This window comes from Gemella haemolysans ATCC 10379 (assembly GCF_000173915.1).
In the GTDB taxonomy this organism is placed as follows: domain Bacteria; phylum Bacillota; class Bacilli; order Staphylococcales; family Gemellaceae; genus Gemella; species Gemella haemolysans.
Genome location: NZ_ACDZ02000008.1, coordinates 247,189 through 270,994, shown reverse-complemented (window position 1 = coordinate 270,994; position 23,806 = coordinate 247,189). Strand labels below are relative to the sequence as shown.

Here is a 23,806-nt window from a genome sequence, read left to right as displayed (position 1 = left end):
TAAACAACAATACGATAAGAAAATATTTAAGTGACTTTAAAATTGTATGAAAATAAAAAACAAAATTATCTATAAAAAATATTTTAGATGATAAAGATAGAATAGCGTAGGAGTTAAAAATAGAATAATATAAATGTTTCACGTAAAACAAAAGGAGTGATAGGTTTGAAATTTTATTCTTATGAATATTTATTAAATAAAATAGATCAGAGTAATACTATAACATATGTAGTAGGAGGATGCTTACTATTAATAATAATAGTATCACTAATTAAGTATTATAAAAATAGACAAGATAGCAAGTATAGAGAATTAGCTATCATAATGATATTAGGTATCTTTTTATTAATCGGGATACAAGTAAGTGATTATCAAAGTAATAGTATATCAGCTAATCAGTATAAAAGCTCTATTGAATTTATTGAGGGAGTTTCAGAAAAATTAAATATTGACAAAACACATATCTATATAAATAGTGAAGCCTCTATAGAAAATTCATTTTTAAAAATAGATGATAACTACTATAGAGTAATAAGTAACGGAAAAAAAGGTGATTATTTACTAGAGAAAATAGAATTGGTAGAACCAATTGTTGAAAAAGTGGAGGTGAAAAGATAATGCAACTTTCATATATAGATATAGCAATAAAACTAGCTTTAGGTTTATTATCGCTTGTAATAGTAATTAATATATCAGGAAAAGGAAATTTAGCACCAACTTCAGCGAGTGATCAAGTTCAAAACTATGTACTCGGGGGAATATTAGGAGGGGTAATATATAGTCCATCAATTTCTATTTTACAATACTTCAATATATTATTAATATGGATAATTTTGGTATTAGGTCTGAAGTGGTTAAAAACAAATAACTCATACTTAAAAAAAATGATAGACGGAGAACCTACAACAATAATAAAAAAAGGAAAAATAGATGTAGAAGCAACAAGAAAAGCTGGTTTAACAGCACAAGACATAGCTTTTAAATTAAGAACACAAGGTGTTTATAGTATTCAAAAAGTAAAAAGAGCGGTTTTAGAACAAAATGGACAACTAATTATAATACAACAAGGTGAGGAAAATCCTAAATATCCGGTAATTACTGATGGAACTATCCAACATAGTACATTAGAAACGATGGATAAAACAGAAGAATGGTTAAAAGAAACTTTATTAGAATTAGGATATGAAGACACATCTAAAATATTCTTAGCAGAGTATGACAAAGGACAATTACATATAATTGAATACTAATATAATTTATTTTTTAAATAAAATTAAAAATTTTAACAAGACAATAACAAATTAATTAAATAAGAAAATAATAATATAGATTAATATAACAAAAAGTAAAAGCAGGAAATTGAAAAATCAATTTTCTGCTTTTTTAAATGTTATTTATCGGCGTTAATAAAATCGTAAGAAGAATCTTCTTGGAATTTTTTAACGACATAAGAGCAAGCTGGTTTAATTTTTTTATTTTGCTCAGTCATATCTTTAACAAGAGCATCTAATAACTTTCCTGCTACACCTTGCCCTCGAAGTGAAGGATCAACAAAAGTATGATCAGCGACAACTACGTTAGGATTATTAGTAGTAGCATAGGTAATTTCAGCTATAACTCTACCATTTTCATCATATTTTACGAATCCATCATTTGTTTTAGTAAATTCCATATAAACCTCCTGGGATACTCATATAGTGTTATTAGTGCTATTATACCATAAATAAAGGGAAAGAGTATCCTACATATCATTCTTTAAAAGCACTACAATTATTAAAGGAAAAGTAATGTTTGATAAAAGTATTGCTTTAGATTTGAAAGCAATAGAGGTATCTGATATAGAGGAAAGTGTTTAAAAAGAAAAATTAAAGGAAATAATAGATAAATATAAGTCCCTATTTGATATAGTTTAATATTTATCTAAATATTAACTATGTGAAAAAAACAAAAATAGAAGTTTACTATATGATTTCATCGCTTTATAGGTGAATTTTATACTGAATTTTTATTTTTTACTTAATTTTACTTATCCCTTTTTTTCTCGTTATTTTATTGTTCTTCTCTCTATCTTTTTGTTTCTTTTCTATCTTTCTTCTTTTCTTTCTATTTTATTTTATAATTTCAATTTTGATAAAATATAAAAATTAATATTCCTTAAATTAAAATAAATAATTCTACTAAATTTTTATTTATAAAATAATAAATAAATTAAAATATTTTCATAGTATTTTTTATTTAACATCTTATAGAAGAAAAATAAAACGTTTTAATTTTTTTTAAAAAAGTTATTGACAAATATGAAAAACGGGTGTACAATTAGTTTAATTTAATACACAAACGTTGAAAAGATAAGTAAATTAATACGTAGCTACAACAGAGAGTTATTGGTTGGTGCGAAGTAACATGGTGAAGATTAGTTGAAAATGGTCTTAGAGTTTTGTTTATCTAATAGGTAAACACGTAGGTTGCACGATATAGCACACAGTATAAACATGTACTGAATAAGGTACTAATCGCAAGATTAGTATAAATTAGAGTGGTAACGCGAATTAAGATAATCGCCTCTATTACATATGTAAATATGTAGTAGAGGTGTTTTTTTTATAAAAAATAACTTATCGAGACGTAGAAAAGAGGAAAAAAATATTATGACAAGAAAATTTAGTTTTGAAACATTACAATTACACGCAGGACAAACAGTTGGAGATACAAAAGCAAGAGCTGTCCCTATTTATCAAACAACATCATTCGTTTTTGATGATACTCAAGATGCAGCTGATTCATTTGCATTAAGAAAAGCTGGGAATATTTATACACGTATTACTAACCCTACTACTGCAGTCTTCGAAGAAAGAATTAATGCATTAGAAGGTGGAGTTGGTGCATTAGCTGTAGCTTCAGGAATGGCTGCAATTACATATGTATTCTTAACATTAGCACATGCGGGAGATCACATCGTATCTTCTAAAAATGTATATGGAGGAACATATAACCTATTAAAACTTACCCTACCACGTTATGGTGTAGAGTCAACTTTTGTTGATCCAGATAACTTTGAAGAAATTGAACAAGCAATTACTGATAAAACTAAAGCTCTATTTGTAGAAACATTAGGAAATCCATTAGCAAATGTCGCTGATTTAGAAAAATGGGCTGAGATTGCTCATAAACATAAAATTCCACTAGTAGTAGATAATACATTTGCTAGTCCATACTTAATCAATGCATTTAGCCATGGTGTAGATATTATTATTCACTCTGCGACTAAATTCATTGGAGGCCATGGTACATCAATTGGTGGTGTTATCGTAGACAGTGGTAAATTTGACTGGGAAGGTAGTGGAAAATTCCCACAATTAGTTGATGAAGACCCAAGTTACCACAACTTAAGTTATACAAGAGATGTAGGACCTGCTGCGTTCATTACAAATGTAAGAACACAGTTATTACGTGATACAGGAGCAGCATTATCACCATTTAACGCATTCTTATTATTACAAGGTTTAGAAACATTATCTTTACGAGTTGAGCGTCATGTAGAAAATACTCAAAAAGTAATAGACTTCTTAGTAAAACATCCTAAAGTAGCATCAATCAACTACCCAGGATTAGAAGGAAACAAATATTATGAATTAGCTAAAAAATACCTACCTAAAGGTAGTGGATCAATCTTCTCATTTGATGTAGTTGGAGGGGAAGAAGCAGCTCGTAAAGTAATTGATAGTTTAGAAATTTTCTCAAACTTAGCGAATGTAGCTGATGCGAAGAGTTTAGCTATCCACCCAGCATCAACAACACATGGACAATTAAGTCCGGAGGAATTACAATATACAGGAATTACTCCACAGCAAGTTAGACTATCAATTGGATTAGAAAATGCGGATGATCTAATTGAAGATTTACGTTTAGCATTAGAAAATATCTAAGAGAAAAGTTTCACAAGAAACATTTGATTAAAATAATTAATATTTTATTAAAATGTGTGGATTAAGACAGATTATTAAAAAACCTTGACAGCCATTTATTTTAATACTAATAATATACAAAAAATATCTTAATCCACAATTTTCTCTTTTTGAGTAGAGGTTGTTTAGGAGCATGAAATAGAAGCAAGGCAGCGTGGAAATTTCATATAAACTCATTCCTAGGCAATCTCTGCTTTTTGTTTTAGAGAAATAAAAGGCAGCAGAGATATATTTTTTGTAGAATATATCATAAGAAGTGTGTTTGTGATATAATTTTAGTAATAATAGTAACTAAGGGGTGAAAGTATGTATAAAGTAATGATAGTAGAAGATGATGAGATAATTTCAAATTCAATAGCTGGATATCTACAAAAATGGCAGTATGCTACACATGAGGTTGTGGATTTTCAAAATGTAGTCAAGGAATTTGTGGAACAATCACCGGATCTAGTATTAATGGATATTAATCTTCCCTACTTTGATGGTTATTATTTCTGTGAGGAGATTAGGAAATTGTCGAAAGTGCCTATAATTTTTATTTCATCTGCGAATGATGATATGAATATTGTTATGGCTATGAATATCGGTGCTGATGATTTTATAGAAAAACCATTTAAGTTAGTTGTCCTAAAAGCAAAAATCGAAGCCCTACTCCGCCGTGTTTATAATTTTAGCGGATCTTCAAATCTTGTAGTGTATAAAGATGTAATTTTTGATATGAGCCGTGATGAGGTGAAATATCAAGATAACCTAGTTGAACTTACTAAAAATGAAGGTAAAATTTTTACAGTATTATTAGAAAATAGAGAAAAAATAGTAACGAGAGAAGAAATAATTACTGCATTGTGGCAAAGTGATAACTTTATAGATGAAAATACTTTGTCGGTTAATATAAACAGACTTCGTTCTAAGTTGAAAAGTATAGGAATAGATGAATTTATTACTACTAAAAAAGGTAAAGGATATATCGTCTAATGGAAATATTAAAAAGTTATTTAAAGAAAAACATAAAAGTTTATATTTTATTTGTAGTTTTTATTGCCATATTTTTCATTATGTTTTATTTGTATAATTTGCCACTAGAAGCTCTAATATATACAGGAAGTTTCTGTTTTTTAGCGTCACTTATAGCTAGCTTTTTAGATTTTGTTAATTATAAAGAAAGTTATAAAAAATTAAAATTTCTAGAGAAAAATATTCTAAATGATCTTGAAGATTTACCGAAAAGCTTGGATATTAGGATTGATTATTATCATAAAATCATAGAGAAATTATATGAAGAGTTAGAGAAATTAACTCAGGAAAATCGACAAAAAAATATCGACATGGTAGATTACTACAGTATGTGGGTTCATCAGATAAAAACTCCGATTGCAGCGATGAATTTTCTATTAGACAATGAAGAAGTAGATCAAAAAGTCTTACAGCAAGAATTGTTCAAAATAGAACGCTATGTTGAGATGGTTCTGACGTATATAAGATTAGATAGCATATCATCAGATTATGTTATTACAAAGATTAATCTTGATGAAGTGGTGAAAGATAGTGTAAAAAAATATGCGACTATCTTCATTAACAAAAAAATAAAATTAAACTATGTTTCACATGAAACAATGGTAATTAGTGATAAAAAATGGTTGAGTTTCGCTTTTGAACAAATACTAGGTAATAGTGTGAAATATACTAGCACCAGTGGAGAAATTAAAATAGAAACTTGTGAAAATAAACTGGTTATAGAAGATAACGGTATGGGTATTAAAGAAGAAGATCTACCTCGAATTTTTGAAAAAGGTTTTACAGGTTTTAATGGAAGATACGAAAAAAAATCGAGTGGTCTAGGTTTGTATTTATGTAAAAAAACTCTAGATAAACTAGGTCATCATATTGAAATTTCTTCAAAAGTAGGAGAAGGAACTAGGATAGAAATCACATTCCCGAAAGAAGATACTTTAAGGGATTAGATAACAATATATCAATAAGGAATTCTCTTGAGAGTTAGATTGTAGATTTAACTTTTGAGGGGATTTTTTAATTTCACAAATGAGACTAGATATAAATCTATAAACTCTTAAAATAGGTTAGCTATAAACCCAACAAAATCTACTTGATATATGTGAGTGACTCAAAAATCATGAGTTAGAAGAAACACGATTTTGTCGAGTCGCTTTCTGCAGTGGTTTATTAGATATCTAAAAAGCCACTTGATATATATATTATAATGTAAATAAAATTATTTTCTAACTAATAGAATAAATTATCTGAAAACTATCTTGTTTAAGTTTATTTTATTTGATAGAATAGTAGTAAGGTATAAGGAGGGAAAAGATGAAGCAGTATTTAAAGAAAAGATATTTAGAAAATAGTTTGTTACTTTTACTAATTATTTTTGGAGGAGCATGTAAGGTTGTCGCTGCATATTTCATAGGGGATGGATTTAACGAATTAATTAAATCGAATACCGATGGCTTTTTCTATAATATAGCCTATGCAGGTATCGTGTTTTTATTATATTTAGTTTCTATTTATATAAAAATTCCGTATGAAAACTATGTAGTGCAAAAAATGATAACTGATATTCGATGCGATGTCGTGGATGCAATTTCTAAAAACAATTATGCTAACTTCAATAAGAAAAATAGCGGTGATTATATATCGTGGCTTAGTAATGATTTGATGATTGTTGAGGAAAAAGGATTTGGTAATTTTTATCAAAGTATTACAGCAATTATAGAGACGCTTTTAGCTATAGTCGGACTATTTGCATTCCACTGGTCGATTATCGTCTTTTCTATAGTAATGAGTGTTCTTACATTAGTATTACCAGCTCTTGCGCAAAAATCTATTCAGAATAAAGCTCAGAGCTACTCAGGCTCATTAGAAAAATTAATAAGTAAAAATACGAATTACTTACAAGGATTCGATAGTTTACTATCTTTCAATAAATTAGGAATTTTGAAAAAAATTGTAGCAACTTCTTCTAATGAAGTATTAAAAGAATCTGTGTCTCTAAGAAAAAGTGTCGGATTAGCCGGAGTCCTAGGAGGCTTAGGAAATTTAGTAGGGCAAGTTGGTGTAGTATTACTAACGGGAATACTCGCTCTAAAAAATATTGTAGGCTTTGGGTCTATTTTAACGGTAGAGTCACTAACATCTACGATTTTTAATTCAGTAGGAAATATTATGAATATTACTGTAGAGTTAAATATCGTAGTACCAATCTTTGAGAAATTCGAGAAATTTAAAGAAGAGGCTAAGGCAATTAATGACCAAGATACTAGCAAAAAATTATTAAATGAAGAAATTGAAACTATAGAATTAGAAGATGTTTCTTATAAATATGAAGAGAAAAGTGTATTAAAAAATATTTCGTATGCATTTAATAAATATGGTAAATACGCTATTGTCGGTGAAAGTGGTAGTGGAAAATCTACATTGTTAAAATTATTGACTGGAAGAATAGAAAATTATGAAGGTGCAATTAAATTTAATGGAGAAGAACTAGGAAGTTTTAATAAGTATAGCCTGTATGATAAGATGTTATATATCCCACAAGAGCCGTATATTTTCACAGAAAGTCTAAGATTTAATATAACGCTAGGTGATGATTATGCTGATGAAAAAGTTAAAGATGTGTTGGAAAGTGTAGGATTAGGTGAGTTTCTGACAAGTCTTGAGGATGGCTTAGATACTGAACTTGTAGAAGGTGGTAAGAATTTATCAGGTGGTCAAAAACAAAGAATAGCCCTGGCTCGTGGAATAGTTAGAGAGAAAAAAGTAGTGCTGTTAGATGAGATAACTTCTAATTTAGATAAGGATAATGCAGAGAAAATAGAAGAACTTCTATTAACTAATCCAGAATTAACGGTAATTCTAATCACACACAGACTAGATAGCAACTCTGAACAAAGATTTACAGATATATTGAGATTATAATTTCCCAGGAAATAAAGTTGATAAAGTATTTGAAATCAAATAAAAAGTAATAAATATCCCAATCTTACAAAAGTGTAAGGTTGGGAGCTTTTTTGTAAGGAAAATCGATAGAATCTGTAAGAAAAGTAAGGTAGAATATAAATATAAACAACAAGGAAGTTGTAGAAAAGTTCGAACTAGGAAGATAAGATAAAAAGAATTTAGGAGTGATAAAAATGTTATTAGAAGTCAACAATGTAAGAAAAGTTTATACAACAAGATTAAGCACACAAAGTACAGAAGCGTTAAAAAATGTAAATTTCGCAGTGGATAATGGTGAATATGTAGCGATTATGGGTGAGAGCGGAAGCGGTAAAACTACTTTATTAAATATTATCGCAACATTCGATAAAGCAACATCAGGAAATGTGAATTTAAACAATTTAGATTTAAGCAAATTGAAAGATAAAGATTTAGCGAATTTCCGTCGTGACAATCTAGGATTTGTCTTCCAAGATTTCAATCTACTTGATAATTTTTCTATAAAAGATAATATTTTATTACCGTTAGTGTTAGCTAATAAAAAATATAAAGATATGGAACAAAGATTAGAGAAAGTAACTAAACCTTTAGGAATTGATAAGTTAGTCAACAAGTTCCCATATGAAGTATCTGGTGGTCAACGTCAAAGGGTAGCCGTAGCGCGTGCGATTATTACGAACCCAGCTCTAATCTTAGCAGACGAACCGACAGGAGCACTAGATTCAAAATCAACAGATCAACTGTTAGAAGTTTTTGAAAAACTTAATAACGCAGGACAAACAATAATTATGGTTACGCACTCTGTGAAAACAGCAGCTCGTGCTAAACGTGTATTATTTATTAAAGATGGGGTAGTTTTCCATGAACTTAGAAAAGGAAATGCGACTACGAGTGAGATGTTCCAAAAAATTAATGACACGTTAACTTTAATGCAGGCAGGTGAGTAAGATGAGCTTCTTTTATAGCAAATTTGCTTTAAACAACCTTGTAAAAAATAAAAAATTTATAATACCTTATGTGTTATCAGCAATTTTTACAATAATGTCATTTTACATACTGTCATCTCTAGCTTTTGGAGATAATTTAGACAAACTTCCAAACGGTATTGAGGCGACAAAACAGGTATTAAGTTTCGGTATTATTGTAATTGCACTGTTCTCTGTAATTTTCCTATTTTATACTTATAGTTTTCTAGTAAAACGTAGGGTAAAAGAATTTGGATTGTATTCTGTTTTAGGTATGACGAAAAAACAAATAGCTAAAATCTTAGTGTTAGAAACAATTTTTATCGCTGTAACTACAATAGTGTTAGGAATTGGATTAGGAATAATTTTTGATAAACTTATGTTGTTAGTATTATTAAAATTATTCTCAGCGGGAGTTAGCTTTGGGTTCAGCATAACACCGATAGCTATAGTATTCTCAGTATTATTATTCGGAGGAATATACTTCTTATTATTACTTTATACTGTTATAAAAATAGCTAGACTTAGAATTGTAGCCTTATTAAAAGATGAAAACAAAGGTGAAAAAGAACCGAAATCTAGATGGATTCTAGCGATAATCGGTTTAGCATTAATCGGTTATGGTTATTACACAGCACAAACGGTACAAAATCCTGTAAAAGCATTATTAGTATTCTTTTATGCTGTAGTTGCGGTAATTATAGGTACATATCTAGTGTTCATGGCAGTTAGTATCACAGTACTAAAAATCATGAAAAATAATAAAAACTTCTACTATAAACCTAAAAACTTCATCAGCGTTTCTGGGTTATTATACAGAATGAAGAGAAATGCAGTAGGATTAGCGAATATCTGTATATTATCTACTATGGTCCTTGTAACTATGGGATCAACATCAGCATTATATGCAGGTATGGAAAAATCTTACAACGAAAGATTCCCAAGACAATTAATGATTGCAGGTTATCATTCTACTAGTGATAAACTAAAAGAAATTGAAAATAATGCAAAATTGTCAGCTAAAGAAGCGGGAACTGAAGTGGAAGATATGGTCTCATATAATTCATTACCTATGGTAGGAAGATTAGTTGAAGATAAGTTCAATTTTGAATCAAATGTAGGTGTAGATTTAAGTAATGTTAAAATGATAGTTGTTTTACAATTAAAAGATTATAATAAATTCGCTAATAAAAATAAAACATTAGAAAGTAATGAGATTTTATTACATATCGATAAAAAAGGAGATTACAATCATAATAGTATTTCTCTAAATGGTAGTGACTATAAAATTAAAGAAAAATTATCAGAATTTCCAGGAACAATAGGCTCTGCAACAGCGAATATTATGGATACATATTATGCTATTGTTAAAGATGAGAAAGAAGCAACTAAATTAGCTACAAAACTAACAGAGTTAAGTAGTAAAGAGTTAGAAAAAAGAGGGATTAGTATACAAACAGGTACTCCTACACTTCAAAACTACGTTGCCTTCAATATCAAAGATACAACTAAAGAAGCTAAGGTAATCGAAAGTTTTAAAAAATTAGAAAAACAAAGTGGTATAGAAATAGAAGGTAAAGAAGAAAATAAACTTACATTCAGAGGAGTGTTCGCATCATTCCTATTCATTGGGGTGTTCATAAGCTTTATCTTCGTAATAAGCCAAGTGGTAATCATGTACTACAAACAAATCTCAGAAGGATATGAAGATAAAGGAAACTTTGAAATCATGAGAAAAGTAGGTATTACAGATAAACAGATTAAACAATCAATAAGATCACAAGTATTGTTAATCTTCTTCTCACCGCTAATTATAGCGACATTACACACTATAGTAGCATATCCATTTATCGAAAAAATCTTAAGATTATTCTTAATAACAGATAATAGTATATTCTTACAGGCACTTGCTGTGACAATCGTAGTCTTCGCAATCTTCTATCTAATAGTTTATGCAATAACATCAAAAATTTACTATAGAATTATAAAAGAATAGACGAAAAAAACTCCAGAGGAAAAATCTGGAGTTTTTTTCGTTTTATTTGCATTTGGACTTTTGTTCTTACAAAATAGGAAATGTAAGAACAAAAGTGAGATTAGGAGTAAAAAGAAAAGCTACTCGTTGTCTTTCCAAGAAATACATACACAGTAATAAGCAAAGGCGAACTGTGCGCCCCATACAAACAAAACCGTGAAATACAAAGAGTTAGAGCAAATTAGATAAAACCTCGTTTCCCGAACATTCTTTGTAATTTTGAACATTTTCGTAACAATAAACTTTAAAGCTATCTTTTAATTTATCTATATAGTATAATAAAAAAAGTATAATTGATAATTAATATCAATTCAGGTAACTAGAACCTTTTTCATAAAAAGAGTGAATGTTGGGTTTCTATAAAAACAACAAAAATCCTTCGTTACTATTTTACTCTTTTTGTGCAAATAAATCTAAATTTGAAATTAAATAAGGAGATATTATGAAGATAGATGGTAGAGCGATGGCTCTCTTCAATATCAAAAAAGAAGTATATCTCGTAGCGATTCTTAAACTTGTTGCCTTTTGGTGCTCGCTATTTTTCATCTACAATTTCGTAGATTTTCTATTTTATTCACTAGGTGAAGAGAGTAGAAGCGGTGCTATGTTAGGATTTATCTTAAAGACGGTGATAGGTTTAGTAGTGTATTACGGAGCTACAACAGGGGATAATTACTTCAGTCACAAAATTTCTAAACAGGTTAGAAATATATTAAGGAAAGAGATTTACAACAAAGTAGAAAAACTATCACTAAATTATACAGAAGCAGTAAATACTGGTAGTCTTCTTGTGATGAATTCTTCATCGATTGTGAACATCGAGTTTTATTTCAATAAGTTTGTACCGCAGATGTTTGCGACGTTATTTATAGTACTTAGCTCGTTTGTGATTTATGGGAAGATTCATATCTTGCTATTTATAGCGATGTTATTACTATATCCGCTTATTCCTGTGTCTATTATGATAATTATTAAGAAGTCGAAAAAGGCTAATAAAAAGAACTTCAGTGATTTCTTAAGTTTATCTGAAGTATTCTACGATAGATTATCAGGTTTCACAACGGCGAAAATTTATGGTAAAGAAGATAATGTAGCGGGTGATGTTGATACTCGTAGTGCGAAATATAGAAAATCGACGATGGCGTTACTTCGTCACCAACTTAATTCTATTAATGTGATGGACGCTATTACTTATATTTCTATATTTGTTTTATCGATTATTGCTATTTTTGCGGTAAAAGATCAGAAATTTATTGTTTTCGTAATCGTAGCTTCTCTAGAATGTTTTAAACCGTTGCGTGCTTTAGGTGGCTTGTTCCATATTTCGATGAAAGGGAATGTTGAGTTAGATAATATCTATAAACTTCTTGATTATCCGGAACAAGAAAAAGATGAGACTATCGAGGTAGAGGCTGGAAAGAATATTGTTCTAAATAATGTAAGCTTTTCTTATGGTGAGGAGACGACTTTAGAAAATATTAATATGATATTTAAACCTGGTACGAAAACAGCATTAGTAGGAGAAAGTGGAAGTGGTAAGTCTACTATTATCAAATTAATCTTAGGTTTAAATTCTAACTATAGCGGAAGTATAAAATACGACAACTTCAATATTGATAGTATTCCTACTAGAGAGATGGCTAAGATAACAACACTTATTACTAATGATAGCTACTTAGTTAAAGGTACTGTAAGAGAACATTTAAGTGTTCGTAAAAATATAACTGAAGAAGAAATGTACAATGCATTAGAAAAAGTTAATCTTAAAGATTTCGTAGAAGAACACGGCGGTCTAGATTATGAGCTTGCGATAGGAGCTGCGAATCTTTCTGGAGGTCAAAAACAAAGACTACTTGCAGCAAAAGCAATTTTGAAAGATTCTTACTTATATATACTTGATGAAGCTGTATCGAATATTGATGATTACAGTAAGGAAATTGTACTTAACGCCTTCGATTCAATTAAAGAAGGAAAAATTATCATCGTTATTTCTCACGATTTAGAGACTGTGACAAATGCAGATAATATCTATGTTCTAAAAGATAAGAAGATTATTGAAGAAGGAACACATGATGAACTGATTGAAGAAAATTCATTATATAGAAGATTGTTCACAGACCAACAACAACTGAAATCAAAATTTTTAGCTAAGGAGGTAGAGTAATGACATCATTAAGAGAATTAAAACAACTGTTAGCTATTGCTCAGGATTTTAAACGTCCATTGCTTAGAGCAACTTTATTCGGAAGCTTAGGACACTTGACACTTGTTGTATTTACCTACTTCATCTCGTTATTCTTTTTAACAAAAATAACGACAATAGCTGTAATTTTATTCGTAGTAATCTTTGCTTTAGCCGTGTTAAAAGGGTTATTCAGCTATACTGAGCAACTTTTAAATCACTACGTAGCTTTCAAAGTATTACATGCCTTACGTGTTAAAGTTTTAGAAAAATTTAAACGCATTTCTGTCGATAATTTTACGAAAAATACTTCAGGTGATTACATGACGATGATTACGACTGATATTGAATTATTAGAAGTTTTCTACGCGCATACGATAACACCGTTTATGATTTATATCGTGCAAAGCTTAGTAGTTAGTTTCTTCTTACTATTCTTTAGTGTGAAATTAGCATTAGTAGCATTAATAATTTATATTGTAATTGGACTTGTGTATCCGTTAAGTTTTAGAAATGTTGGGCAAGATGTTGGTGAAAATTATCGTCGTAAATTGACTCAAGTAAACAACAATTCATCAGAAGAAGCTTACGGAATTTTTGAAACATTACAATATGGAAAAATCGATGAAGCAAAATGTAACATTGATATGGAAACTGAAGAACTGACAAGAAGTTCATATCTAAAAAATAAATTTTTAGTAGATCTGAATGTTCTAAATGTTGTAACTTATAATATTGGGGTGTTGGCATTTATCTATGTGGCATCTTCGCTTGATAGTCAGTTTGTGACTGTTTCGTTAGTTGCGATGTTTATCGTATCGTTTATTCCTATTTTATACATGGGGAACCTTGCTTCAACATTAAGTCAGACGATGGCTAGTGGAAAGAGATTTTTAGAGCTTATGAATACGCCGGAAGAAGCGGAAAATAGCGGAGTAGTTGTTGATTTTAACGAACTTAAAGTTGATAACTTAACATATCGATACGCTGATAATACTGTAGTGGATAATCTAAGTTTTGATGTGAAAAAAGGTGAGATTATTGGACTAAGTGGACCTAGTGGATGTGGTAAATCTACAATAGCGAAACTTATTATGAAATTCATCTCAGATGAAAACATGGAAGGTAATATCACTATCGATGGTATTGATCTAAGAGACATAGATAACCGTTACTTTAGAGAAAATAGCTCGATAATTCTGCAAGATAGTTACTTATTCAATGCAAAAATTAAAGATAATATCACATTCTTCGAGAAAGATTTAGACAAAGAAGAGTTAGATGCATCATTAAGAAAAACTAATTTAAGAACTTTTGTAGATAACTTAAAACGTCGCGAAAATGAGATTGTTGGTGAGAGAAGTTCGAACATAAGTTCAGGACAAAAACAACGTTTATCAGTAGCGCGTTCATTCTACAATGATAGTAAACTTCTGATTCTTGATGAAGCGACAGCGAATATCGATATTTTCAGTGAAATCGAAGTTCTAAAAGCTTTAGAAGAAAGTAAAAAAGATAAGATAACAATAATAATTTCACACAATAAATCAACATTATCAATATGTGATAAGGTAATTAGATTAGGTGAATAGAAAGAAAGAGGAACTTGGAAAATGCCAAGCTCCTCTTTTTTTCTACTTTGTTAAATTTTTATAGATTTGTTGTTTAATAAATTGTAGATCATGCTCCTCAGTAGGGCATGGAATATTCTCAAAAAGAATAAATCTTTGGACTGAGTACGTAGTGATAGGTCCTGAGAATGAACGAATTATCTCGGCTGTCGATAAGTTTTCGTTAACTTCAGGATTATTTTCTTTATATGTTTGTAATATAGCTTTGAAATCTATTTTTTCAAATGTTATTTTTAAAGAGTCAATAAGTTGTGATTTAAAATTTTCATTTGTTAATATTTCTGAGTAGATTATTTTTACAATATCCTTATTTTCTTTTAGGAAAACCATGCGATCTTCCACAACATAACTGATTAATTCTTCAAGGGAGTTAGTATTTTGAGTTCTTTTTAGAAAATTTAAAAATAATTTAGGAATAACAGGGACTATTATTGAATGTAATAAATCTTCTTTAGTTTTAAAGTATTTGAATACTGTTGCTTGACTAACACCTGCTTCTTTAGCGATTTGAAGCGTAGATGTCCCGTGGTATCCTTGTTTTGCGAATAGTTTAATCGCAGCTTCTATTGTTTTTTTCTTACCAGGCGGGAAGGTTTCGTCATGAGATATGCTAAAGTAAGATTTTAAGATGTTTTCAGTCATAAGAGTCTCCTATTGTTTTTTTAAACTTTTCTATATCGTTTTAAGCCCAGAATATTAAGGATTATTAGAAGGATGCAAAGTGCAAGCAGAATTATTATATCATTTGTAATCGCAAGAAGATTTTTACCTTCTAAAATTATTTTGCTTAAACCGTCACTAGCGTAGGTAACAGGTAAGATTTTACTAATATAGACAGCTATTTTTCCCATACTTTCAACAGATACAATTCCTGAAAAGAACATTTGTGGAATAACTATTACCGGAATGAACTGCATCATTTGAAATTCTGATTTTGCAACTGTTGAGATTAGTAAACCTAATGTTAAGGCAACCATTGCTAGTAATACATTAACTATTATAACATAAAATGGATTTCCAGCAACTTCAATATTTAGTAAATATACAGATGATAAAGTGACGATAATAGTTTGAATTATGGCTAATGAGCTATAAGATAATACATAACCTAAGACAATTTCACTTCTTTTCACTGGAGTTGCTAAAAGTCTATCTAAAGTTCCGCTATTACGTTCTTTTAATAGTGCCATACCAGAGATTAGAAATACGTAGAAGAATATGATATAAGCAATTAAAGTAGGTGCAACTTTATTGAAAAATGTCGAATCTGCGTTACTATAGTTATAATATTCCTTAATTTCAGGTTCTTGTTTATTTTCACCTAATTTAGGATTTACTTTTTTTACAACGTCCATTAAATTTTTTACTTCTGATACTTTTATAGAACTTTTTAAAACTTGTTGAGCTTGTGCAGTTTTTGTAGAGTCTATGTTAGCGTGAGTCACCGTGTAGGTATTGTTATCGTAAGAAATTATAGTGTCAATCTCATTATTTTTTAGTTTCTCCTCGGCGGTTTCTTTTGATTGATATTCCTCTATATGAACATTGTCGATATCTTTCATTATGGAAACGACGCTTTGAGGAGTGTTCATAGAAGCAACAGTAATTTCAGAATTTGTGTTAGCTGAAAAGACTATGCTAATTAACCACATTATAAAAATCGGTGCAACAAACATCATTGCTAAAGTTCTTTTATCTCTAAAAAATTCCGTAAATACTCTTTTTGAAATAGTTAAAATTCTCATGTTATTTTTCCTCCACTTTTAAGAATATTTCTTCGATAGTAGTAACATTATTTTTTTCTTTTAGTTTTTTTGGTGTATCAAAGTCTATAATATTTCCCTGAAGGAGCAGCCCAAGTTTGTCGGTAAGTTCTGCTTCATCCATTACGTGAGTCGTTAGTAGAATACCAACACCGTTATCCCTTTGCTTGAACAATTCTTTCCAAATGTTACGACGAAGGCTGGGATCTATACCGACTGTAGGTTCATCGAGTATAAGTAACTCAGGGCGACCGATTAATGCAATGGCGAGAGAAAGTCTTCGTTTCATCCCACCAGAATAGTCCGACACTGATTTTTTTAAGTGGTCGGTAAGATCAACTATTTTTGCTACATAAGCTATTTCCTCTTTTAGTTGTTTTGAAGGAATACCTTTCATTTTTCCAAAAAATTCTAAATTTTCGTAACCAGTAAGTATTTCATAAAGAGCATCACTTTGAGCCATATATCCAATATTAGAAAGAATTTCTCTTTTTGGCATTTTGTTATCTAGAACAAGGGCTTCACCTTTATCCGCTTTTTCCATACCGAGCATTGTTTTTATTAATGTTGATTTTCCCGATCCTGATGGACCGATAAGACCGACAATTTCACCTTTTTCTATGTTGAAATCAATGTTATCAAGGACTGTTTGGTCGCCGAAGCTTTTTGATAATGAAGTAATTTGTATTAATGTTTTCATAAGAATCACCTTTCTTTTTAAAGTGAGTATACACTCACTTTAAGATTAAAAAAATATATAGCTAAGATTATTTGAAAGATATTAGTTAACCTAATGCTTTTGGAACTATGATTATTAAAGAACAGTTTTATGATAGCTGCTAAGAAATATCCCATTAGAAATAAGATTTTAAATCTTCGGTAAGTAAACACTCACCTTACAATCAATATTATAGTGAGTAAGCGCTCACTTGTCAAGAAGAAAACTTGAAAAATTTTAAAAAGGGGAATGAAAACAATTAGATAAATATTTTGTTGTTAATGTGACTTTTGAAATATTTTCTTAGTAATATAAACTTAGTTTAAAGTCACCTGAGTACACCAAGTAATATATAGTATACAAATATGATATAATATTTATAAAATAAGAATAATAAAATATGAATCAAGTTTTTAGAAGATAAAAAGATTATAAATCATACGAGGGGGTTATAATACCTCGGGTATGTGGTAATTCAAGTGAAAAAAATTTTGTTAAGGGGGACATACGTCATAATGAAAATACTTGAGGTTCTAAATGAGTTTTATGGTGATTTTGAATTCATTAAAGAAAAGTGGAATGAAAAATATGAAGGTATCCTTATCAAAATAAAGGAAGAGCAAGGTTATAAAAGATGTCGTTTGGCAAAAAAAAACACCAAAAAAAGAGGGGTATTTTACAGCTTTTTGGAAAAAAGACCAAAATAACAAGAACATTCCATATACTAATGAAGATCTAGGGAATGAACTCGTTATTGTTGTTAGTGACAATGATAAGAGAGGACTTTTTATTATTCCAAATGATGAGGCTATCCACAAAAAAATTCTCTCGACAAAAGACAGTAAAGGAAAAATGGCTATGAGATTTTATCCACCTTGGTGTACGGATTTAAATAAAACAGCTCTAGAAGCACAAAAATGGCAATTGAAATTTTTTAGAAAAATTGAATAACAAGAATGATTTCTTTCTTAATTTTAATAATATAAACTTAGTTTAAAGTGACCTGAGTACAATAGTTAATATATATCATAGAAATGTGATATAATATTTATAAAGTCAGAATAATAAAATATCAACAATAAAGTCAGGAGGAATTTATTATGATAGATGGATTAAATAAAATTTGGAATAAATTTCTTAATTTTTTAGAAGATAAAGAGATGTATAAATCATACGAAGGAGCTTTAATCTCTGGGGTATGCAGTGGTTTAAGTAAAAGATTTGGAATAAGTGCTAGTTTCTTACGAGTACTATTCTTATTAGCGAGTATTTTCTCATTCGGTAGCCCAATATTGATATATATATTGTTATCGATAATAATGCCGGTAAAACCGACGAAAGAAAACTACAGAAATTCAAGCTACATCGACGGACGTGCTTGGGAAAAATAATATAAAAAAGTTCTAATTGATCAAGTGTCAATTAGAACTTTTTGTTTATTTCACTGCATTAATAAATCTAGCTGCAATTTCTTTTGGACGAGTGATAGCTCCGCCAACTACTACGCTGAATGCCCCTGCGTCATAAGCTGCTTTTGCTTGATCAGGGTAGTGGATACGACCTTCTGCGATGATAGGTACAGAAATAGTTTCAGATAGCTTTTTGATAAGACCTAAATCTACTTCGTTCGGTCTATCTTTTGTATTTTCTGTATAACCACTTAATGTAGTTCCGACAAAATCAAGACCGATGTTAGCAGCATTTACACCTTCTTCGAATGTAGCAATATCTGCCATTAAAAGAATGTCAGGATACTTAGCTTTGATTTCTGCTATAAAGTCATTGATTGTTGTACCATCAAAACGAGGGCGTAAAGTACAGTCTAAGGCGATTATTTCACAACCTGTTTCTACAAGAGCATCTACTTCTTTCATAGTTGCTGTGATAAATTGTGACATACCTTCATAACTTTGTTTGATAATTCCGATAACAGGTAGGTCAACTGTTTCTTTGATTTGAACTATATCAGTAACTCCTTGTGCACGAATACCAACAGCTCCAGCTTCTTTAGCAGCTAGCGCCATAAGTTTCATGACTCCACCTTCTTCAACGTAAAGTGGTTCTCCAGGTAATGCTTGGCAAGAAACGATAATTCCGCCTTTAATTTGGTTTAAGATTTCTTCTTTTTTGTTCATAGTTAGCTCCAATCCAACGCTTAATCTTTAATTGTTAAGCTGTAGTATTTGTAATTTATAAAGATTTTTACATATTCGAAAATTTTTCCATCAGCAAAGTAAGTGTACCTATCAAATTCAAAACAAGGATCACCGTCTTTTGCGATAAAGTTGGCAATTTCTTCAGGAGTATCAACTATAACTTTCATATTTTTTTTAGATTTTTCTTGGTGAATATCTATACGATATTTTTTTCTAATCATAGTAGCAAGTTCTTTGAAACTGTCCATATCATCGATATTAACATCAGGTAAATATTTAATCGGAATATAGTTAGTTTGGTGAGCCCAAGCAACATTACCGATATATTTTATACGAGCTACTTTTAGAAGTTTTTGATTTTTTAGTTTTAATTTTGAGCAAAGCTCTTTATCTTGAATAATTTCAGCTTCCACAACTTCAGAGTGTTCAGATACTGATTCTTTGAAGTGTTTATGGAAGTTGTTATTTTCTGTAACAAAAACTTTTTTATTAACTAAAGTTTTATTAACGAAACTTCCTTTACCTTGAATTCTAAAAATGTACCCTGCTGATTCTAGTTCGTTTAGTACGCGAACAGCAGTAGTACTACTAACATTATATATTTCTTTTATCTCTTTTTCTGTATAGAGTTGTTCACCTTCTTTAAAAATACCAGTTTGTATTTTTAAGATGATATCATTTATAATCTTTTCGTACTTTTTCAAGTTGATCCCTCCTTGACTTAATTATTATTTGTTTATCAAAATTTAATGTGTTAATTTAAATTTATATTATCACTTATGCAGGACTTTGTAAAGAAAAAACTTTAAAATATTAGAAAAAAATTTAAACGGTTGCAAAAATAGTGAATTGACACTGAGAAAAGCTTTGAAGTTCTGTTAAAAAATAAAAGAGAGTGACTCAAAAATCATGATTTCGAAGAAATCGATTTGTCGAGTCACTCTCGAAAAAGTTTATTAGATATCAATAAACCACTGTGGTTATATGTTCTTATATAAACCTTTTTAATTTAGGACTTTTGAATAAGATTCACAAGTTATTAATATCTTATTTTTCTACAAATGGGCTAATAGCTCCGTATAGAGCTGCATCATTTCCTAACTCAGCTGCTAAGAATTTAGTTTGGTTATTTTCGATTGGGTGAAGTTTACGTACTTTTGCTTCTAGTTTTTTTAATAAATAATCTCCTTGAGCAGAAACAGCCCCACCGATTATGATGTACTTAGGATCTAGGATGCATAGTAAGTTAACAATACCACGAGCAAGTTCGAATAACCATTCGTTTAGTACTTTTAGAGCACTTGTATCTTCACGTTTACAAAGATCGAAGAATTCGATAACACTAAGTCCTTCATACATTTCAGCTTTGATTTTTCTATCTAAAGCGATAGTAGAAGCACGTTGTTCGTACGTAGTTTTAGTGTCGAAGTCATAAACAGATTGTCCTATTTCACCCACACCGAAGTTAGATCCGAAAGGTAGGCTGTTTAGATAGTAAGCTCCACCGATTCCAGTTCCTAATGCCATACAGAATACTTCATCTAAGCCTTTAGCTCCACCAAGCCATTGTTCTCCAAGTAAAGCGCAGTTAACGTCATTATCAACGTAAACTGGGATACCTAATCGGTCACCGAAATCACGTTTGAAATTAGTTCCAACGTAGTTCTTAATAGTTGGTGCTGCACGGATTACTTCCATGTGAACATTATCAATAACACCAGCTGCAGAAATACCAGCAGCGCTAAAGTTGTAAGTTTCATGGATTTTACTTGCGATTCTATACATTTCATCAGTAATTTTTACAGTTACATTGTCAGGTGTTTTACAAGTTTCGTAATGTACGATTTTGTGATTTTCATCAAACACAGCAAATTTTATACTTGTTCCACCAATATCAATACCTAATAACATAATATACCTACTTTCTTAATAAAGACATGATTATCTTTAATGTTAATGATTTTTTTAATTTCTATACAACGATATATTACCATAAAATTAAATTTTTGAAAACTGTTTCTTGAAAAAAATTAAAAGGTATGTGCTGTATAAAAAATAGTAACTGGTGTATAATAAACTAGAAGTTAGAATTGTTTAAGGAGAATAAAATGGATAAAATAGTATTTTTAGAGCCTGTATTTTGTGAAAGAATCTGGGGTGGACGTAATTTAGAGAAGTTTGATTTTTCTATTCCACAAGGAAATATTGGAGAAGCGTGGGTTATTGCCGCTCATGATAACGGTAGTTCAAAAATAACAAACGGTGAGTTAGCAGGTTTAACATTAAAAGAAGCTTATGAGAAACAGCCTACTTTATTTACTGAGAAAGTGTATGATAAGTTTCCATTATTAATTAAAATTTTAGATGCCAGTGATAATCTATCGGTTCAAGTACATCCTGAAGATGATTATGCACGTGAAAATGAGAATGGTGAACTTGGTAAAACTGAATGTTGGTATGTACTGGATGCTAAAGAAGGTGCTAAGTTAGTATATGGACATACTGCTAAAACAAAAGAGGAGTTCAATGATAAAATTAATCGTGAACAATGGCAAGAATTATTCATAGAAGAAGAAGTAAAAGCGGGAGATTTCTTTTATATTCCAGCGGGAACTCTTCATGCGATTGGAGAGGGGATATTAATATATGAAGTGCAACAAAATTCTGATACGACATATCGAGTATATGATTATGATCGTGTCGACAAAGATGGTAATAAACGTGAACTTCATATAGAGAAAACAAAAGATGTGACAAAAGTTCCATTTGAAAAAGTTACTACAAGCCCTAAAGAGGAAAAATTAGAAGGTGCTACAGTAACATACTTAGCAGATGAAAAGTACTTCTCTGTGTTTAAAGTCGAAGTGGAGGGGCAAGTTTCTCTAGAAAAAACTCGAACAGGAAATCTATTTACGGTCCTTAATGGTAGTGGAAGTGTAGAAATAGATGGCAACAGTTATAATGTAAAAAAAGGAGATAGCTTTATCTTGACAACAGATTGTAGTAAGTACATATTAAAAGGAGATATGTTCTTAATAGGAAGCTACGATAGATAAAATAGCGACTGAGTAGTATATCTAAAAGTTAAATTATCTTGAAATTCGAATATAATATTAAAACTTATTAATTAATTGATATTTAATTAGAGTACGTAGTGTTTTTTAATTATTTGATGCGTTGAATAAAGGCGACTTTATAAGCATAGTTTCTATGAAATTATGTTGAATGAGTCGCTTTTTATTTTTTAATAAATGACAAGTTTAATGTATTAAATAGAGATAAGAAGACTAGACAATAGATTTACATATACTATATAAACGTAAATTAGATTAAGTATTATTATATAGTGTAAACATGATAACAGTAGCAAAGGTTGAAAGGTTTTCAAAAAAATAAATTTTTTAAAAAATTTCTATTGACAAACAAAAGAAAACGTTTTAAAATATAAGTGTATTAAAATTTAATGTGTTAAATAAATGCACAAAATAAAAAACAAATAACGGAGGTTATTACAATGAAAGATTTAAAAGGATTATATTCGGCTTTACTTATTCCATTTGATGAAAATGGTGAGGTTAAGGAAGAGGGGCTAAGACAGGTTATTGAACATAACATCAATGTAAGTAAAATTGATGGTTTATATGTTAACGGAAGTAGTGGGGAGAACTTCTTATTAAACACTGCTCAAAAGAAACAGATTTTTAAATTTGTAAAAGAAGTAGTTGGGGATAGAGTTAAACTTATCGCTCAAATTGGATCTTTAGATTTAAATGAAGCTGTAGAATTAGCTAAATATGCTACAGAATTAGGATATGACTCATTATCAGCAGTTACTCCATTCTACTACCCATTATCATTTAATGAAATCAAACACTACTACAAAACAATCATCGATGCTACAGATAACAGCATGATTCTTTACTACATTCCATTCTTAACAGGAGTTAAAATTAGTTTAGATCAATTCGCTGAATTACTAGAAGATGAAAAAGTTATCGGTGTTAAATACACTGCAGCAGACTTCTATCAATTAGAAAGATTCAGAAAACGATTCCCTAACAAACTAATTTGGTCTGGATTTGATGAAATGTTAGTTCAAGCGGCTATTACAGGAGTAGATGGGGCTATCGGATCTACATACAATGTTAACGGACAAAGAAGCCAAGAAATCTTCAGACTTGCTAAAGAAGGTAAAGTTGCTGAAGCTTATGAACTTCAACATGAAGCGAATGATGTAATTGAAAAAGTATTAGAATTAGGATTATATCAAACTCTTAAAGAAATCTTAAAAGTTAAAGGTATTGACGCAGGAACTTGTAAAAAACCTATGAAATCATTTGATCCAGCTAAATTAGCTGAAGTAGAAAAATTAGTTAAAGATTATAACCTATAATTTTTAAAATAAGGAGTAAAAAATTAGGGGTGGGAAGAGGAGTG

The 23,806-nt window shown here is 30.0% G+C and carries 22 protein-coding genes and 1 other annotated feature; of the genes, 15 read left to right on the top strand and 7 right to left on the bottom strand.

The window, feature by feature from the left end; translation table 11 throughout:
• Positions 1-165 precede the first annotated feature (165 nt).
• Both GEMHA0001_RS03655 and GEMHA0001_RS03650 read left to right on the top strand, forming a co-directional pair.
• A complete protein-coding gene (locus tag GEMHA0001_RS03655; RefSeq protein ID WP_003144311.1) occupies positions 166-618 on the top strand; it encodes a DUF3290 family protein in 453 nt (150 codons plus the stop codon).
• Positions 618-1,250, top strand: coding sequence for a DUF421 domain-containing protein (locus GEMHA0001_RS03650; RefSeq protein WP_003144086.1), 633 nt, complete (start codon positions 618-620; stop codon positions 1,248-1,250). The genes GEMHA0001_RS03655 and GEMHA0001_RS03650 overlap by 1 nt, the downstream gene beginning before the upstream one ends.
• A gap of 140 nt (positions 1,251-1,390) precedes the next feature.
• Here the strand turns inward: GEMHA0001_RS03650 and GEMHA0001_RS03645 are convergent, their stop codons facing one another.
• Positions 1,391-1,672 (bottom strand): GNAT family N-acetyltransferase, encoded by a 282-nt coding sequence (locus tag GEMHA0001_RS03645; RefSeq protein WP_003144302.1) that lies wholly within the window; start codon positions 1,670-1,672, stop codon positions 1,391-1,393.
• 659 nt (positions 1,673-2,331) lie between these two features.
• Positions 2,332-2,569, top strand: a binding site (T-box leader).
• Between the two features lie 79 nt (positions 2,570-2,648).
• Here GEMHA0001_RS03645 and GEMHA0001_RS03640 point away from each other — a divergent pair.
• The 8 genes from GEMHA0001_RS03640 to GEMHA0001_RS03605 all read left to right on the top strand — a co-directional run bounded on the left by GEMHA0001_RS03640 (position 2,649) and on the right by GEMHA0001_RS03605 (position 14,693).
• Complete coding sequence (locus GEMHA0001_RS03640; RefSeq protein WP_003144273.1) at positions 2,649-3,926, top strand: O-acetylhomoserine aminocarboxypropyltransferase/cysteine synthase family protein; 1,278 nt, start codon at positions 2,649-2,651, stop codon at positions 3,924-3,926.
• A 345-nt stretch (positions 3,927-4,271) separates the two neighbouring features.
• The gene (locus GEMHA0001_RS03635; RefSeq protein WP_003144297.1) at positions 4,272-4,940 is read left to right on the top strand and encodes a response regulator transcription factor; all 669 of its coding nucleotides are present in this window, start codon (positions 4,272-4,274) and stop codon (positions 4,938-4,940) included.
• A gap of 80 nt (positions 4,941-5,020) precedes the next feature.
• Complete coding sequence (locus GEMHA0001_RS03630) at positions 5,021-5,926, top strand: sensor histidine kinase (RefSeq protein ID WP_233445909.1); 906 nt, start codon at positions 5,021-5,023, stop codon at positions 5,924-5,926.
• A 364-nt stretch (positions 5,927-6,290) separates the two neighbouring features.
• The gene (locus GEMHA0001_RS03625) at positions 6,291-7,898 is read left to right on the top strand and encodes an ATP-binding cassette domain-containing protein (protein WP_003144315.1); all 1,608 of its coding nucleotides are present in this window, start codon (positions 6,291-6,293) and stop codon (positions 7,896-7,898) included.
• Between the two features lie 215 nt (positions 7,899-8,113).
• Positions 8,114-8,866 (top strand): ABC transporter ATP-binding protein, encoded by a 753-nt coding sequence (locus GEMHA0001_RS03620; RefSeq protein ID WP_003144131.1) that lies wholly within the window; start codon positions 8,114-8,116, stop codon positions 8,864-8,866.
• Between the two features lies 1 nt (position 8,867).
• Positions 8,868-10,880: an ABC transporter permease gene (locus GEMHA0001_RS03615; RefSeq protein WP_003144325.1), complete on the top strand. Its 2,013-nt coding sequence runs from the start codon at positions 8,868-8,870 to the stop codon at positions 10,878-10,880.
• 481 nt (positions 10,881-11,361) lie between these two features.
• Entirely contained in the window at positions 11,362-13,083 is a 1,722-nt protein-coding gene (locus tag GEMHA0001_RS03610) for an ABC transporter ATP-binding protein/permease (RefSeq protein WP_003144070.1), read from the top strand.
• A complete protein-coding gene (locus tag GEMHA0001_RS03605) occupies positions 13,083-14,693 on the top strand; it encodes an ABC transporter ATP-binding protein (protein WP_003144347.1) in 1,611 nt (536 codons plus the stop codon). The genes GEMHA0001_RS03610 and GEMHA0001_RS03605 overlap by 1 nt, the downstream gene beginning before the upstream one ends.
• 42 nt (positions 14,694-14,735) lie before the next feature.
• Here GEMHA0001_RS03605 and GEMHA0001_RS03600 read toward each other — a convergent pair whose 3' ends face one another.
• The 3 genes from GEMHA0001_RS03600 to GEMHA0001_RS03590 are packed head-to-tail and all read right to left on the bottom strand — an operon-like array spanning position 14,736 to position 17,195.
• Positions 14,736-15,374 carry a TetR/AcrR family transcriptional regulator gene (locus GEMHA0001_RS03600; protein ID WP_003144153.1) on the bottom strand — a complete coding sequence of 213 codons (639 nt, stop codon included), beginning with the start codon at positions 15,372-15,374 and terminating at the stop codon, positions 14,736-14,738.
• Positions 15,375-15,394: 20 nt separating this feature from the next.
• The gene (locus GEMHA0001_RS03595) at positions 15,395-16,477 is read right to left on the bottom strand and encodes an ABC transporter permease (protein ID WP_003144313.1); all 1,083 of its coding nucleotides are present in this window, start codon (positions 16,475-16,477) and stop codon (positions 15,395-15,397) included.
• A gap of 1 nt (position 16,478) precedes the next feature.
• Positions 16,479-17,195, bottom strand: coding sequence for an ABC transporter ATP-binding protein (locus GEMHA0001_RS03590; protein WP_003144165.1), 717 nt, complete (start codon positions 17,193-17,195; stop codon positions 16,479-16,481).
• A gap of 533 nt (positions 17,196-17,728) precedes the next feature.
• Here GEMHA0001_RS03590 and GEMHA0001_RS09175 point away from each other — a divergent pair.
• From GEMHA0001_RS09175 to GEMHA0001_RS03580, 3 genes are all read left to right on the top strand, one after another.
• Complete coding sequence (locus GEMHA0001_RS09175; RefSeq protein ID WP_003144380.1) at positions 17,729-17,920, top strand: MepB family protein; 192 nt, start codon at positions 17,729-17,731, stop codon at positions 17,918-17,920.
• Entirely contained in the window at positions 17,841-18,164 is a 324-nt protein-coding gene (locus tag GEMHA0001_RS03585; protein ID WP_224207493.1) for a MepB family protein, read from the top strand. Before GEMHA0001_RS09175 ends, GEMHA0001_RS03585 begins: the two co-directional genes overlap by 80 nt.
• A 149-nt stretch (positions 18,165-18,313) precedes the next feature.
• Positions 18,314-18,604 carry a PspC domain-containing protein gene (locus tag GEMHA0001_RS03580; protein WP_003144270.1) on the top strand — a complete coding sequence of 97 codons (291 nt, stop codon included), beginning with the start codon at positions 18,314-18,316 and terminating at the stop codon, positions 18,602-18,604.
• Between the two features lie 45 nt (positions 18,605-18,649).
• Here GEMHA0001_RS03580 and GEMHA0001_RS03575 read toward each other — a convergent pair whose 3' ends face one another.
• The 3 genes from GEMHA0001_RS03575 to GEMHA0001_RS03565 all read right to left on the bottom strand — a co-directional run bounded on the left by GEMHA0001_RS03575 (position 18,650) and on the right by GEMHA0001_RS03565 (position 21,280).
• Positions 18,650-19,348, bottom strand: coding sequence for an N-acetylmannosamine-6-phosphate 2-epimerase (locus GEMHA0001_RS03575; RefSeq protein WP_003144293.1), 699 nt, complete (start codon positions 19,346-19,348; stop codon positions 18,650-18,652).
• 20 nt (positions 19,349-19,368) lie between these two features.
• Positions 19,369-20,073 carry a GntR family transcriptional regulator gene (locus tag GEMHA0001_RS03570; protein WP_003144229.1) on the bottom strand — a complete coding sequence of 235 codons (705 nt, stop codon included), beginning with the start codon at positions 20,071-20,073 and terminating at the stop codon, positions 19,369-19,371.
• 343 nt (positions 20,074-20,416) lie between these two features.
• Positions 20,417-21,280, bottom strand: coding sequence for an ROK family protein (locus GEMHA0001_RS03565; RefSeq protein ID WP_003144282.1), 864 nt, complete (start codon positions 21,278-21,280; stop codon positions 20,417-20,419).
• Positions 21,281-21,477: 197 nt separating this feature from the next.
• Here GEMHA0001_RS03565 and manA point away from each other — a divergent pair, with 197 nt between their 5' ends.
• Together manA and GEMHA0001_RS03555 are read left to right on the top strand one after the other, a co-directional pair.
• On the top strand, positions 21,478-22,425 hold the full coding sequence (gene manA, locus GEMHA0001_RS03560; protein ID WP_003144188.1) for a mannose-6-phosphate isomerase, class I: 948 nt from the start codon (positions 21,478-21,480) through the stop codon (positions 22,423-22,425).
• 458 nt (positions 22,426-22,883) lie between these two features.
• The gene (locus tag GEMHA0001_RS03555) at positions 22,884-23,762 is read left to right on the top strand and encodes an N-acetylneuraminate lyase (RefSeq protein ID WP_003144398.1); all 879 of its coding nucleotides are present in this window, start codon (positions 22,884-22,886) and stop codon (positions 23,760-23,762) included.
• Positions 23,763-23,806 lie beyond the last annotated feature (44 nt).